Here is a 15,060-nt window from a genome sequence, read left to right on the forward strand (position 1 = left end):
TCGCGGCCTCGCGGTGCTCGTGCACTCCTACAGGTCTTTGCTTGCTTCGCGACAGCGTGGTGTCAGCGAGACGTGGGCAACTCCCACCGGGATTGCCCGGGGCTTTTTACATCGGCTGGCTGTTCAGGCTAAATGAAAGTCCAATCGACAGGAGTCTGTTCATGCTGAAGCAACTGCTGATGCTGACTGCATTATTGCTGCCAGTGAGTTACGCCAACGCCAATGACTATCGCGCCGCCGAGCTGAATATTGCTGCCCCTTGGTCCATGGAGCTGCCGCCCAATGCGCCCAACGTCGCGGCCTATTTCGTCATACACAACAATGGCCAGAACGCAGACCGTCTGCTCAGCGTTGAAACCCCCATCGCCGGAAAGGCTGAGCTTCACGAACACGTCCACGCCAATGGCCTGATGAAGATGCAGCAAGTGCCGAACGTGGAAGTACCGGCAGGCGGCGACACCGTGTTCGCGCCAATGGCTTATCACGTGATGCTCCTGGACCTGAAGGACAAGGCTGCGCTCACGGTGGGCAAAACCTTCCCGTTGACCTTGCACTTCGAGAAATCAGGTGCGGTCACGGTAGAGGTTGAAGTGTTGAAACAGCCGCCTGGAGCGTCCGCACACGGCCATTGAAAGGCTCACCCAGGCATTCGATATTGCTGAATGTGCCTCCCGTTGTAGTAGTTGCCGAAGGCTGCGAAGCATTTCCTTCGCCATCGCAGCCTTCGGCAGCTCCTACAGGTCCTGTGTCTGCTGCGCGACAGCGCGGTGTCATGGACACGTAAATGTCGTGCCTTTAACCTCTGAACGCCTACAAGTCTTGCAGGAATATCCCAAACAAAAAACGTCCTCCAGCCGACAGACGCGCTGACCCAGATCCGATTTCGTGAGCGGCATCTTTCATAAAACGAAACGAAATCATGTCTACTCAATCTGCTTCACCCGCTGCCAGCAACGCAGCGTATCCACCCGATTTGCGCACCGTCGCTGAACAGGAGTTTCTGCGCCTACTCCGAAGCGACAACCCACAGGCCAGCCTGGACATGAGTCGCACCTGGCTGACGTCCTACACACTCAAGCCCCTGACGATCCCACCCTTCACACAGCTCCCGGAGGAAAGCCACCCGACCATTGAACGCTCGCTGCGTCAGTTCCTGCGCTCGGAACCCGTGCGCGATACATTGCTCAGCCACTTTCTGGAACGGTCGAGCTTTGATCCATCCGTCCATGCAGGCTTCTACAAAGCCGCGAACACAGTGGCGGAATCCGACGAGATAGCGCATCTCGAATGCCAGCAAATCCTGGACCTTTACACCCGCTTCAACAGTGCGCTTGAACCGGTCTATCGCCAGCAACTCGCTGACTACTGGACCTACCTCCACAATGGCATCAGCCGCCGCGAGCGATTCATCGCTGAGCGAAAAAAAGCCTTACTGCTGGAATCCAAAGCGGCCGTGGAGCAAAGCCTGCTCACGACCACCCAGCACTTGATGCTTGAAGAGCAGCTGAACAGGCCGCGTATTGCTGATCACAACACTGTGCAGAAATATGGTGCCTTTCAGTTGGCACTGATGGATGGGCAAGGTGAAGCACAGATTTTACCCGGCGCGTTTGTACTGACTCATACCCATAGCCCGCAGCCACCGGAGCTGACTGACACCAATCTGGGTGAGGTACTGCTTTGTACTGAACATCAGGGGCTGGAAGGTTTCGAGAGCATCGCAACGATGATCCGCTCATTGGGGGTGCGCTTTAACGACGCAATACAAAAGCAGGTTTTACTCCAGAACCTCAGCGCTGATTCACGAGAGAAAATCCTCAAACTCACGCCAGCCGTGCCCGCATGGCGTCTATCGGCACTGAGCGGCGATGTGCTGCAAAAACTGTTCGATCAGCAAGTGGCCAGGCAACAAGCCGACTTCAGCTACCTGGTTCGACAGGCAAAGACATCCAGGGTCAATCCGGATGAGTTTGCGCGGACCTTGCCCGTGCAACTCGCCCAGGCTGCACACTTGGACAATGCGCTCATGCTTGATCGTAACGACCATCGCATGATCACCAGTCACATGCCGCACTGGTGGCAGAACGTAAGTCGCGAGCACCAGCAGCACTGGGTCGCCGCGGCGCAGGATTACAGTAAATCCATCATGCAGCTGCATCACCTGTGCACCAACCTGCCTGACGGCCCGCACCCCCAGGGAGTTCATCAGACGGCGTGGTTAGAAAACGTGAAAAACCTCGCCATCTCCCAGCTGCGCATGGATCAGGTACAGGCTCAGACCGACCGGCTGCCAAGTGTGGCCAAGGCCTGGATGAAGGTCATTATCGATAGCCCTTGCGTCGAGGAGCGGCAGAAGGTCGATGGCCAAACCATCAACCTCGATTTCATGATCCTTGAGCAACATCCGCTCCCGGATGTCATGCGTATTGCCCCGCTAGGTTCAACACCCAGACAGCCATTGTTGCTCTGCACCCTCAACGCACCGGACAGTCGGGTATTTCGCTGGTTTCCCGATGAGGCAACCATGCGTGAAGAGTTTCTGGAGAATCCTGATTTCACTCGATACCTGCTGCGTCAATTGCCCGAGGAAAGCCGACCAGTGGAATGCAGCGCCGAAGAGTACGAGCAATGGCTCAAGCATTTTCGTGCAAGGGACACGTTCAAGCATCTGCAAACGCCAGCCAGACTGCCCAGCTTGATTTTTGGCGAACCTGATTACGTTGATGAGGGCGAGGACTACCTCATGACCCATCACGACCTGAAACACACCCGCCAACAGACGCTTCACTTGAGGCCCGAGGTGATCAAGAAACACGGTTCGTTGTTTGGAAGCATCGCGCTGAATATTGCCATGCTGTTCATTCCCTCACCTGTGCTCATCGCGTTGGCGGCCGGTGTCGGTCTGTTCAAACTCTGGGAGGCTTTCCAGCATCTCAGGGAAGGTGATTACTACGGGGCTGCCTTCGAATTGTTGTGTGCTGTTGGTTACCTTGGGGCTGCTGCGCTGGGTCGATGGGTGATGAATCGCGAGCCCTTCACCGCACTGGAAAATCTGCGCCCTGCTTCGCCATTGGTCCAGCGCACCAGCGCCGAGGGGGAGGAGCAGATCGGTTTTCTAGAGTCATCCAGCCCTCCCTCGCAGCAGACCGATCTGGATGCGGTTGTGCCATACGACGCTGATCAGTTTCACGCCGTGCAGATAGGCGACCGACAGTACTTCATCAAACGTCGGCCCTGGCTGTTTGGTCACTGCCAGCTGTATCGGGTAGACGTCGCCAATCCTGACGTGTTGATTAAAGAGCCGGCCTATGCGGTGGAGTCCAGCCCCGGCGTCTGGAACAGAATAGAAACACTGCGCACCAAAATCAGCAGTCTGGTGCTGAAGCAGTCGGATCAGGAATTGGGAGACGTGGTTCAGAATTGGCCGAACTCGGCGGACGAGGTCAGCAACGTGTCCAAACTGGCGTTCAATCGCAACTACCTGCGCCTGGCAAAAACCTCCAATACCGATGAACTACCGGAAATACTTGATTACTGTGAGGGCGGCTCGCAACCCATCAACACGTTGTTGCGCGCACGCCTGAATACGCCGCTGACCGTCCGTTTTCTGAGCGAGTTCTATAGCCTCAACGAATATCAGGGGCGGGCTTACCGGGCCGCCTTGGTCAGTGCCGCAGGACTGCGAAAACTGACCAGCGAGATCGGGCAAGTGTTCGTCGATAACGGCGTGCAGTCAGCATCTGTCAGCCGCTGGAGCAGCGAGCAGTGGAGCCGGGACGGCTTCATTCGCCAGTCGGCAAGCAGTGAGGACAGTACCGTATTCGTCATATTCAACGAGTCGGTACCGAAGAAAAATCTGTTCACCAGCTTCCTGGGAGACCACGTAGCGATTGCGCCGTCCACGCCGCTGCAACTGGTGGCAAGCCGGCTGGTAGGCAAACGGTTCTACGTCTACTTCAAAAGCCCAACTGCCCTTCCGGATAAAATGTTCGATCTTTACTCCGGCAATACTGAGTTGATGCTGTAAAGCACAAGCACCAATTAAGCGCAGCCCCGCGCACCAGCCCGGCAAATAAGTTCCACGCTGGTGCGTTCATTTCCTGCCCACCCGGACAGTTTCCTGTTCCGGTGGGCTATTTCGCGCCTTGGCCCAGCCTTTGCTAAACAGCAATCAGATATGCGTTATCTCGTGCGCCCCATCGAATACCAATAACGGAGCTAGCCCAATGAAGCGTCGCAGTCTGATCAAAGCCTTTACCCTGTCCGCGTCTATCGCAGCCATGGGTCTCACCTGGACCGTGCAAGCGGCCGAGACCATCAAGGTCGGTATTCTGCACTCGCTGTCGGGCACCATGGCTATCTCCGAAACATCGCTCAAAGACATGGCGTTGATGACCATCGACGAAATCAATGCCAAGGGCGGCGTCAACGGCAAGATGCTGGAAGCGGTCGTCGTCGATCCGGCTTCCAACTGGCCGTTGTTTGCTGAAAAAGGCCGTCAGTTGCTGACTCAGGACAAGGTTGCTGTGGTATTCGGCTGCTGGACCTCGGTGTCGCGTAAATCTGTTTTGCCAGTGTTCGAAGAACTTAACGGCCTGCTGTTCTACCCGGTTCAGTACGAAGGCGAAGAGATGTCGCCGAACGTGTTCTACACCGGCGCAGCGCCAAACCAGCAGGCCATTCCTGCCGTCGAGTACCTGATGAGCGAAGACGGCGGCGCCGCCAAGCGTTACTTCCTGCTGGGTACCGACTACGTTTACCCGCGCACCACCAACAAGATTCTGCGCTCGTTCCTGCACTCCAAAGGTGTCGCGGACAAGGACATCGAAGAGGTCTACACCCCATTCGGTCATGCTGATTACCAAACCATCGTTGCCAATATCAAGAAGTTCTCTGCGGGCGGCAAAACGGCTGTGATCTCGACGGTGAACGGCGACTCCAACGTGCCGTTCTATAAAGAGCTGGCCAACCAGGGTCTGAAGGCTACCGACGTACCGGTTGTGGCGTTCTCGGTGGGCGAAGAAGAACTGCGCGGTATCGACACCAAACCACTGGTCGGCAACCTGGCCGCGTGGAACTACTTCCAGTCGGTGGAAAACCCGGTCAACAAAAAGTTCGTAGCGGACTGGAAAGCTTACGCACTGAAGAAAAACCTCCCGAACGCCAAAACTGTCGTAACAAACGACCCGATGGAAGCCACCTACGTGGGTATCCACATGTGGGCGCAAGCGGTCGAGAAAGCCAAGTCCACCGACGTGGATAAAGTCCGCGAAGCCATGGCCGGTCAGACCTTTGCAGCGCCATCGGGCTTCACCCTGACCATGGACAAAACCAACCATCACCTGCACAAGCCAGTGATGATCGGCGAAATCCAGGATGACGGTCAGTTCAACGTCGTGTGGCAGACCAAAGAGCCAATCCGCGCCCAGCCGTGGAGCCCGTACATCCCGGGTAACGACAAGAAGCCGGATCATGCGGTGAAGAGTAACTAAGCATCTGAGGTAACACCTCCCGGTAGGAGCGAACTTGTTCGCGAGGCGACTACTTGGCACCGCGCCGCCTGTCTCGCCAACAAGTTGGCTCCTACCGTTTCCGCGCAACTCATGCGGACGCTTTCAGGACACCCGCCATGCCCAACATTCTGTACCGCTTCATCTTCACCCTCGCCTTGCTGCTGCCCGTCGCGGCACAGGCCAGCGATGCCGGTGATTTCGTGGCGGCCAGTTCCGCACAACAAGCCGAACTCCTTGAGAGCTGGGCTGCCCAGCCTGTTGCGGGACGTATCGAACTGATCAACGCTCTGCAGGAAGGTCGCGTCGCTGCCGACGGCAACAAGCGCGCCTTTATCGAAACCGGCGACCAATATGTCGCTGTCGATGCTGATACTCCAACGACCGATGAACCGCGCAAATTGCGCCTGAATAACCGTCTGCGTGGTTTGATAGAAACCGCACTGGCCAGCCATCAACTGCTGGCCGACGATGCGAAAGTACGTCTGGCTGCCGCGCAGCAATTGCAAAAGTCCGCCCGCCCCGCTCAGTTACCCTTCCTGAGCCTGCGGCTGGCCGATGAAAAAGACGATGACGTTCACGACGCATTAACGCTGGCTCTGGCCAATCTGCAATTGGTCGACACCAGCCCGACGGTGCGTCTGGCGGCCGTACGCCTGCTGGGAGAAACCGGCGAGCCCTTGGCCCGCACGCGTCTGGAAACCTTACTGGCACCTGGCGTCGAAACCGACGCCAGCGTGCGTATCGCAGCCGAAACCAGCCTGGCGCAGGTGAAGCGCAAACTGATGGTCGGCGAACTCCTCGGTCAGGCGTTCAGCGGTATGTCGCTGGGTTCTATCCTGCTGCTCGCGGCGCTGGGGCTGGCGATCACCTTCGGCTTGCTGGGCGTGATCAACATGGCCCACGGTGAAATGCTGATGCTCGGGGCGTACTCCACGTATGTCGTGCAGTTGATGTTTCAGCGTTACGCGCCGGGCGCTATCGAGTACTACCCGCTGATCGCCTTGCCGGTGGCATTCTTCGTTACAGCAGCAATCGGCATGGCGCTGGAGCGCACCGTAATCCGCCATTTGTATGGCCGCCCATTGGAAACCCTGCTCGCCACCTGGGGTATCAGCCTGATGCTGATCCAGGCGGTGCGCCTCGCCTTCGGCGCGCAGAACGTTGAAGTTGCCAACCCGGAATGGCTGTCGGGCGGGTTTCAGGTCCTGCCCAATCTCGTGCTGCCGTACAACCGCATCGTGATCATCGCCTTCGCGCTGTTTGTGGTGGTGCTGACCTGGCTGTTGCTGAACAAAACCCGCCTGGGTCTGAACGTGCGTGCTGTGACTCAGAACCGCAACATGGCCGCCTGCTGCGGTGTGCCGACCGGACGCATCGACATGATGGCGTTCGGGCTCGGTTCAGGCATTGCCGGGCTGGGCGGCGTTGCCTTGAGTCAGATCGGCAACGTCGGCCCGGATCTGGGCCAGAGCTACATCATCGACTCGTTCCTGGTGGTGGTGCTCGGCGGCGTCGGGCAACTGGCCGGTAGCGTCATGGCCGCCTTCGGTCTGGGCATCGCTAACAAGATTCTCGAACCGCAAATCGGCGCTGTATTGGGCAAGATCCTGATCCTGGCGCTGATCATTCTGTTTATCCAGAAACGTCCGCAAGGCCTCTTCGCATTGAAAGGACGGGTGATCGACTGATGAACCAACCATTGATGGTCACTGCCGCACAAAAAGTCGGCCCCAAGGGAACTGTGGCGGTTGGCATCGTCGTGCTCGCCATTCTGCTGGCAATGCCCCTTTTGTCCTTGCTGCCCGCCGACAACAGCTTTCAGGTCTCGGCCTACACCCTGACGCTGGTGGGCAAGATTCTCTGCTACGCCATCGTCGCACTGGCGCTGGATCTGGTCTGGGGTTACGCCGGTTTGCTGTCCCTCGGGCACGGTCTGTTCTTCGCCCTGGGTGGGTACGCCATGGGCATGTACCTGATGCGCGAAGCGGCAGGCGATGGCTTGCCAGCGTTCATGACGTTTCTGTCGTGGACCGAACTGCCATGGTATTGGGCGGGCACCGATAACTTCCTGTGGGCCCTGTGTCTGGTGGTGTTGGCGCCGGGTTTGCTGGCGCTGGTGTTCGGCTTCTTCGCCTTCCGTTCGCGGATCAAAGGCGTGTATTTCTCGATCATGACCCAGGCCCTGACCTTCGCTGGCATGTTGCTGTTCTTCCGCAACGAAACCGGTTTCGGCGGCAACAACGGCTTTACCAACTTCCGCAGCATTCTGGGCTTCAGCATCAGTTCGCAAGGCACCCGCGCCACGCTGTTTCTGGCGACGGTGATTCTGCTGGTGGCGAGCCTGTATGTTGGCTGGCGTCTGGCGCAGAGCAAGTTTGGCCGGGTACTGACCGCACTGCGTGACGCGGAAAACCGCCTGATGTTCTGCGGTTACGACCCACGCGGCTTCAAGCTGTTTGTGTGGGTGCTGAGCGCGGTGCTCTGCGGCCTGGCTGGTGCGTTGTATGTGCCACAGGTCGGCATCATCAACCCGAGCGAAATGTCGCCGACCAATTCCATTGAAGCGGCGGTCTGGGTTGCGCTGGGTGGACGCGGAACGCTGATCGGCCCGCTGCTGGGTGCCGGTCTGGTCAACGGCATGAAGAGCTGGTTCACCGTGGCCTTCCCTGAATACTGGCTGTTCTTCCTCGGCGCACTGTTCATCATCGTCACGCTGTATCTGCCTAAGGGCGTGATCGGTTTGCTCAAGAAGAGGAGCGAACAATGAAAACCACTCCGACACCTGCATTCATGCTCGAACCTATCCTTGATCCCAACGCCGATGCAGGCACCAGCCGTGATGCGATTGGCCTGGGTCAAAGCGTTGGCAAAGGCCTGAACACAAGACACGGCACCATCCTCACGCTGGAAGACATCAGTGTCAGTTTCGATGGTTTCAAAGCCCTTAACGATCTGAACCTGTACATCAGCGTCGGCGAACTGCGTTGCATCATCGGCCCCAACGGCGCGGGTAAAACCACGCTGATGGACGTGATCACCGGCAAGACCCGTCCGAGTCACGGCAAGGCCTGGTTTGGTGAAACCCTGGACCTGACGCAGATGAGCGAAGTAGAAATTGCTCAGGCGGGCATCGGCCGCAAGTTTCAGAAGCCCACGGTATTCGAAGCCTTGAGCGTGTTTGAAAACCTGGAACTGGCGCAGAAGACCGACAAGTCGGTGTGGGCCAGCCTGCGAGCGAAACTCACTGGCGAACAACGCGACCGCATCAATGAAGTGCTGGAAACCATACGCCTGACGTCGTCCATGCAACGCCCGGCCGGTCTGCTTTCACACGGTCAAAAACAGTTTCTGGAGATCGGCATGTTGCTGGTCCAGGATCCGCAACTGCTGCTGCTCGACGAGCCGGTAGCTGGCATGACCGACGCCGAAACAGAATTCACCGCCGAGCTGTTCAAGAGCCTGGCGGGCAAGCATTCGTTGATGGTGGTGGAGCACGACATGGGCTTCGTTGGTTCGATTGCCGACCACGTGACCGTTTTGCATCAGGGCAGCGTACTGGCCGAAGGCTCGCTGACGGATGTGCAGGCGGATGAACGAGTGATCGAGGTTTACCTGGGTCGCTGAAGCTTCTGGCCGAAGGCCGTAGGAGCGAGGCTTGCCCGCGATAAGGCTGGACGCAGTTCACTTTAGATCGCGTCGCACTTATCGCGGGCAAGCCTCGCTCCCACAGGAGACAACAGCGCCCGCAACAGATGGGAATTGATTATGCTCCAAGTCGAAAAGCTCCATCAGTACTACGGCGGTAGCCACATCCTGCGCGGACTGTCCTTTGATGTGAAGGTCGGCGAAGTGACGTGCCTGCTGGGCCGTAACGGCGTGGGCAAGACCACGTTGCTCAAGGTGCTCATGGGCCTGCTGCCTGCCAAAGAAGGCGCGGTGCAGTGGGAAGGCAAAGCCATCACCGGCTTCAAGCCTCATCAACGGGTGCATGCGGGGATCGCTTACGTGCCACAGGGCCGGGAGATCTTCGGTCGACTGACCGTGGAAGAAAACCTGTTGATGGGTCTGTCTCGATTTCCTGGCTCCGAAGCCAAGGAAGTCCCCCCCTTCATTTACGAGCTGTTCCCGGTATTGCTACAGATGAAACATCGACGCGGCGGCGATTTGTCGGGCGGTCAGCAGCAGCAACTGGCGATTGGTCGCGCACTGGCCAGCCGTCCGCGCTTGCTGATCCTCGATGAGCCTACCGAAGGTATTCAGCCGTCGGTGATCAAGGAGATCGGCGTGGTGATCAAGAAGCTCGCCGAACGAGGCGACATGGCTATCCTGCTGGTTGAACAGTTTTACGACTTTGCCGCCGAGCTGGCTGATCAGTATCTGGTGATGTCCCGTGGCGAGATCGTTCAGCAAGGCCGTGGCGAGAATATGGAAGCCGAAGGTGTACGTGGTCTGGTGACCATCTGACAGGTATCCGTTAAGGTGCAAACTTTGAACACAACGACAGCGAGCCAATGAATCTTCCCGCCCACACCGCATTGTTCACACCCAGCTGGCATGCCGAGCTGGAGCTGGGCTATGGGCGTTTTGGCGACAGCACGCGACCGACCCAGCGCCGCCATAAAGGCCCGCTGCGGGTGCAAAAACATCTGTATGCCGAAGGTCCGCAAGTTTGCCAGCACATCATTGTTCACCCGCCCGGAGGCATTGCCGGTGGCGACCGACTGGACATCAGCGCCAGCGTCGGCCCTGATGCCTGGGCACAACTGACCAGCCCCGGCGCAGCCAAGTGGTATCGCGCGGCGGGGCCTGCGTATCAGCAACTGGATCTGAGCGTTGCGCCCGGCGCGACACTGGAATGGCTGCCGCAAGAAACTATCGTGTTCAGCGCTGCCCAGGCCGAGCTGACCACCCGCATCGAACTGCAGGGCGATGCCAGATTGTTTTACTGGGACGTCGTGGCGCTGGGCAGACCGGCGAGCGGCGAACGCTTCGAGAGCGGGCATTTCCAGGCTCATCTGGATGTGCGTCGGGACGGCAAGTTGCTGTGGCATGAACGGCAACGCATCGTCGGTGGCGACGGGTTGCTCAATTCGCCGATTGGTCTGGATGGCAAAACTGTCCTGGGTACATTGCTGATGACCGGTGAGATCGACAGTGAATTGCTTGAGGCCTGCCGTTCGGTGCCCAATCCGGTACGCGGTGATCTGACCCAACTGCCCGGTTTGCTGGTGGCTCGTTGCCTGGCTGACGAGGCGTTGCATGCCCGGGCCTGGATGATCGAATTGTGGAAATTGCTGCGCCCGGCGCTGTTGGGCCGCGAGGCGGTAGCGCCGAGGATCTGGAGTACTTGACCTGTGGGAGCGAGGCTTGCCGCGATAAGAGCGACGCGATCTAAAGTGAACCGCGTCCAGCCTTATCGCGGGCAAGCCTCGCTCCCACAGGGATTGCTAACAACCAAAAAAATTACAACGGACTAAACATGGATCTCACCCCACGCGAAAAAGACAAGATGCTGATTTTCACCGCTGGCCTGGTTGCCGAAAGGCGTCTGGCCCGTGGCGTGAAGCTCAACTACCCGGAAGCCATGGCCTATATCTCGGCGGCGCTGCTTGAAGGCGCTCGCGACGGACAAACCGTGGCGGACCTGATGCATTACGGCACCACCCTGCTGACCCGCGAACAGGTCATGGAAGGCATCCCGGAAATGATTCCTGAAATTCAGGTAGAAGCAACGTTCCCGGATGGCACCAAGCTGGTCACTGTGCACCAGCCAATCGCCTGACCCCGAACAAGACTCTGGAACTGATCATGAGTAATTCGATTCGCGACGCACTGCCAGCCGATCTGCCGGGTATCCTGGCGATTTACACCGACGCTGTGCTCAACACCACCGCGATCTGGAACGAGCAGCCGGTAGACCTGGCTAATCGTCAGGCATGGTTCGATGCGCGCCAGACCCAGGGTTATCCGATTCTGGTCGCCGTGGATGAGGACAGCCAGGTCACAGGTTATTCGTCGTTTGGCGACTGGCGTCCTTTTGAAGGCTTTCGCCACACCGTGGAGCATTCGGTTTATGTGCGCGCCGACCAGCGCGGCAAAGGCCTGGGTCCCAAGCTGATGAAAGCACTCATCGACCGCGCCCGCCTGTGCGACAAACACATCATGGTCGCAGCGATTGAAAGCGGTAACGCCGCCTCCATCAGCCTGCATGAACGACTAGGCTTCATCATCACCGGCCAGATGCCACAGGTCGGCACCAAGTTTGGACGCTGGCTGGACCTGACCTTCATGCAACTGGATTTGTCACCCGGTGCATCCGCCCCACCTTCGCAAGCTCCTGTTTCCAACTGAGAGGCGACCATGAATCCTGCCCAGATACGCCGCGTCACGGATGAAAGTTTTGCACACTACCGCCATGGTCTGGCGAGTCTGTTACTGGACGCCGTACACAACGGCGCCTCGGTAGGGTTCATGGCAGATCTGGATGCCGAGCAGGCTTACGCCTGGTGCGACGGACTCCGGGAAGAGGTTGCCAACGGCAACTTGCTGCTGTGGGTTGTGGTTCAGGATGAACAGGTACTAGCCAGCACACAGCTCGCGCTGTGCCAGAAAGCCAATGGCCTGAACCGCGCAGAGGTGCAAAAACTCTTGGTGCTTAAAGAGGCGCGACGTCGCGGCCTGGGCCAGCAACTGATGCTGGCGCTGGAGCAAGCGGCGCGTCAGCTCAAGCGCGGGCTGCTGTATCTGGATACAGAAGCCGGATCGCCCGCCGAAGCATTCTATCGCTCGCTGGACTACACCCGCGTCGGCGAACTGCCCAACTACTGCCAAAGCCCGGACGGCCGTTATACGCCGACCGCTATCTATTTCAAGACCTTGGGACAACCCGCATGATTCCTGGCCAATACCAGATTCAACCCGGCGAAATCGAGCTCAATGCCGGTCGCCGGACCATCAGCCTGAACGTCGCCAACAGCGGCGACCGGCCGATCCAGGTCGGCTCGCATTTCCACTTTTTCGAAACCAACGACGCCCTGACCTTCGACCGTGCCGCCAGCCGCGGCATGCGCCTGAACATCCCGGCCGGCACCGCCGTGCGCTTCGAGCCTGGGCAGTCCAGGGATGTGGAACTGGTGGATCTGGCGGGGTTGAGGCGGGTGTTTGGTTTTGCCGGGCGGGTGATGGGCGATCTGTAATCCCAGATCCGTCCCCCTGTAGGAGTGAGCTTGCTCGCGATCGGCTGCGCAGCAGTCGCAAAAGTAGTGAACAAACCACCGCTGGAAAATCGTTCCGACTTTATCGCGAGCAAGCTCACTCCTACAGACCCCACGTGCCTGCTTCTCTGCATTATTTTTGAATTCAAGGAATCGCCATGAAGATTTCCAGACAAGCCTACGCCGACATGTTCGGCCCTACCGTCGGTGACCGTGTTCGGCTGGCCGATACCGAGCTGTGGATTGAGGTCGAAAAAGACTTCACTACTTATGGCGAAGAAGTGAAATTCGGTGGCGGCAAGGTCATTCGTGACGGCATGGGCCAAGGCCAGTTGCTGGCGGCCGAAGTGGTCGACACGCTGATCACCAACGCCCTGATCGTCGACCATTGGGGCATCGTCAAAGCCGACGTCGGCCTCAAGGACGGGCGCATCGCGGCCATCGGCAAAGCAGGCAACCCGGACATTCAGCCGGACGTAACCATCGCTATCGGTGCTTCCACCGAGATCATTGCCGGTGAAGGCATGATCCTCACCGCTGGCGGCGTCGATACGCACATCCACTTCATCTGCCCGCAGCAGATCGAAGAGGCCTTGATGAGCGGCGTGACCACCATGATCGGTGGCGGCACCGGCCCGGCAACCGGCACCAACGCGACCACCGTCACACCCGGTCCATGGCACATGGCGCGCATGCTCGAGGCGGCGGACTCATTCCCGATGAACATCGGCTTTACCGGCAAAGGCAACGTCAGCCTGCCCGGCCCGCTGGTGGAACAAGTCAAAGCCGGTGCTATTGGCCTGAAGCTGCATGAAGACTGGGGCACCACGCCCGCAGCCATCGATAACTGCCTGAGCGTTGCCGACGAGTACGACGTGCAGGTCGCGATTCACACCGACACCCTGAACGAATCCGGCTTCGTCGAAACCACCCTGGCGGCGTTCAAAAATCGGACCATTCACACCTATCACACCGAAGGTGCGGGCGGCGGTCACGCCCCGGACATCATCAAGGCGTGCGGCTTCCCTAATGTGTTGCCCAGCTCGACCAACCCGACCCGGCCGTTTACCCGCAACACCATCGATGAACACCTGGACATGCTGATGGTCTGCCATCACCTGGACCCAAGCATCGCTGAAGACGTGGCCTTCGCTGAAAGCCGCATCCGCCGGGAAACCATCGCCGCCGAAGACATCCTGCATGACCTGGGTGCTTTCTCGATGCTCAGCTCCGACAGCCAGGCCATGGGCCGGGTTGGCGAGGTGATCATGCGCACCTGGCAAACCGCCGACAAGATGAAGCGCCAGCGCGGACCATTGCCCGGCGATGGTGAAGGCAACGATAACTTCCGCGCCAAACGCTACATCGCCAAATACACCATCAACCCGGCGATCACCCATGGCATCAGCCATGAAGTCGGCTCGGTGGAAGTGGGCAAATGGGCTGATCTGGTGCTGTGGCGCCCTGCGTTCTTCGGTGTTAAACCGACCCTGATCCTTAAGGGCGGTGCGATTGCCGCAAGTCTGATGGGCGACGCCAACGCGTCGATCCCGACACCGCAGCCGGTACACTATCGCCCAATGTTCGCCAGCTACGGCAGTTCGTTGCACGCCACCAGCCTGACCTTCATCAGCCAGGCGGCGTTCGATGCCGGTGTGCCGGAATCACTGGGGCTGAAAAAGGTAATTGGCGTGGTCAAAGGCTGCCGGTCCGTGCAGAAGAAAGACCTGATCCACAACGACTACCTGCCGAAAATCGACGTCGACCCACAGACTTATCAGGTCAAGGCCGATGGCGTGCTGCTGTGGTGCGAACCGGCAGATGTATTGCCAATGGCGCAGCGATACTTCTTGTTCTGATCAATCGCACGACGGAAAAAAGGCAGCCATAAGCTGCCTTTGTTCTTTGCCGGTAACCTATTGTTTGATGCCCGCCAGAAAAGTCTCGTCGTTGTCGAGCAGCTTCAATGCTTGCAGCGTGTCGTTGACAGCCTCAATCAGCCCCAGGTCCTCAGGCGTACTGGTCCCCTCCAGAACCCGCCGCAACGCCAGGTAAAAACCCAGCTTTCCAAACGCCACATCGTCCAGCCTCGCGCTCTTGCCGTTGTGAAGCTTTTGCTCGGCCAGATTTATCTGTTCCTCGATAAACGTCGTGAAAGCGGTGGTAAACATGACGGCTCTCCTGCCAGATAGTCCCTGATACCCATCAATCCTAGCCGTTGGTTGCCTCTATTGTCGGAAATGACGGTCGCCTTTGGTCCCTGTCTCGATACCTGACGGTTAAAGGCTGTAAGATGCGCCATCCCATTACAGCTCCCGCAGCAAGGTAACCGG

General features: G+C 58.4%; 14 protein-coding genes. 13 read left to right on the forward strand and 1 reads right to left on the reverse strand.

Going from position 1 to position 15,060, the window contains the following annotated elements; genetic code table 11:
* The first annotated feature begins 161 nt into the window (after positions 1-161).
* The 13 genes from AUC60_RS16635 (at position 162) to ureC (ending at position 14,586) form a co-directional block, all read left to right on the forward strand.
* Positions 162-632 carry a copper chaperone PCu(A)C gene (locus tag AUC60_RS16635; RefSeq protein ID WP_087269712.1) on the forward strand — a complete coding sequence of 157 codons (471 nt, stop codon included), beginning with the start codon at positions 162-164 and terminating at the stop codon, positions 630-632.
* A gap of 287 nt (positions 633-919) precedes the next feature.
* The gene (locus AUC60_RS16640) at positions 920-4,027 is read left to right on the forward strand and encodes a hypothetical protein (RefSeq protein WP_087269715.1); all 3,108 of its coding nucleotides are present in this window, start codon (positions 920-922) and stop codon (positions 4,025-4,027) included.
* Between the two features lie 199 nt (positions 4,028-4,226).
* The gene (urtA, locus tag AUC60_RS16645) at positions 4,227-5,492 is read left to right on the forward strand and encodes an urea ABC transporter substrate-binding protein (RefSeq protein ID WP_087269718.1); all 1,266 of its coding nucleotides are present in this window, start codon (positions 4,227-4,229) and stop codon (positions 5,490-5,492) included.
* A gap of 137 nt (positions 5,493-5,629) precedes the next feature.
* Positions 5,630-7,201, forward strand: a complete 1,572-nt coding sequence (gene urtB / locus AUC60_RS16650; RefSeq protein ID WP_087269720.1) for an urea ABC transporter permease subunit UrtB — start codon at positions 5,630-5,632, stop codon at positions 7,199-7,201.
* Positions 7,201-8,280 carry an urea ABC transporter permease subunit UrtC gene (urtC, locus tag AUC60_RS16655; protein WP_087269723.1) on the forward strand — a complete coding sequence of 360 codons (1,080 nt, stop codon included), beginning with the start codon at positions 7,201-7,203 and terminating at the stop codon, positions 8,278-8,280. Before urtB ends, urtC begins: the two co-directional genes overlap by 1 nt.
* The gene (gene urtD, locus AUC60_RS16660; RefSeq protein WP_087269726.1) at positions 8,277-9,137 is read left to right on the forward strand and encodes an urea ABC transporter ATP-binding protein UrtD; all 861 of its coding nucleotides are present in this window, start codon (positions 8,277-8,279) and stop codon (positions 9,135-9,137) included. Before urtC ends, urtD begins: the two co-directional genes overlap by 4 nt.
* 141 nt (positions 9,138-9,278) lie before the next feature.
* Positions 9,279-9,977: an urea ABC transporter ATP-binding subunit UrtE gene (gene urtE / locus AUC60_RS16665; RefSeq protein WP_087269730.1), complete on the forward strand. Its 699-nt coding sequence runs from the start codon at positions 9,279-9,281 to the stop codon at positions 9,975-9,977.
* Positions 9,978-10,024: 47 nt separating this feature from the next.
* Entirely contained in the window at positions 10,025-10,864 is an 840-nt protein-coding gene (locus AUC60_RS16670) for an urease accessory protein UreD (RefSeq protein WP_087269733.1), read from the forward strand.
* A gap of 128 nt (positions 10,865-10,992) precedes the next feature.
* Positions 10,993-11,295, forward strand: a complete 303-nt coding sequence (locus tag AUC60_RS16675) for an urease subunit gamma (RefSeq protein ID WP_027902525.1) — start codon at positions 10,993-10,995, stop codon at positions 11,293-11,295.
* A 26-nt stretch (positions 11,296-11,321) separates the two neighbouring features.
* Positions 11,322-11,864 (forward strand): GNAT family N-acetyltransferase, encoded by a 543-nt coding sequence (locus AUC60_RS16680; protein ID WP_087269736.1) that lies wholly within the window; start codon positions 11,322-11,324, stop codon positions 11,862-11,864.
* Between the two features lie 9 nt (positions 11,865-11,873).
* On the forward strand, positions 11,874-12,407 hold the full coding sequence (locus AUC60_RS16685) for a GNAT family N-acetyltransferase (protein ID WP_087269739.1): 534 nt from the start codon (positions 11,874-11,876) through the stop codon (positions 12,405-12,407).
* On the forward strand, positions 12,404-12,709 hold the full coding sequence (locus AUC60_RS16690) for an urease subunit beta (RefSeq protein WP_087269742.1): 306 nt from the start codon (positions 12,404-12,406) through the stop codon (positions 12,707-12,709). The genes AUC60_RS16685 and AUC60_RS16690 overlap by 4 nt, the downstream gene beginning before the upstream one ends.
* 176 nt (positions 12,710-12,885) lie before the next feature.
* Positions 12,886-14,586 (forward strand): urease subunit alpha, encoded by a 1,701-nt coding sequence (gene ureC / locus AUC60_RS16695; RefSeq protein ID WP_087269745.1) that lies wholly within the window; start codon positions 12,886-12,888, stop codon positions 14,584-14,586.
* Between the two features lie 57 nt (positions 14,587-14,643).
* Here the strand turns inward: ureC and AUC60_RS16700 are convergent, their stop codons facing one another.
* On the reverse strand, positions 14,644-14,898 hold the full coding sequence (locus AUC60_RS16700; RefSeq protein WP_087269748.1) for a hypothetical protein: 255 nt from the start codon (positions 14,896-14,898) through the stop codon (positions 14,644-14,646).
* Positions 14,899-15,060: the final 162 nt, after the last annotated feature.

It is taken from the genome of Pseudomonas caspiana (assembly GCF_002158995.1).
GTDB classification, from domain to species: domain Bacteria; phylum Pseudomonadota; class Gammaproteobacteria; order Pseudomonadales; family Pseudomonadaceae; genus Aquipseudomonas; species Aquipseudomonas caspiana.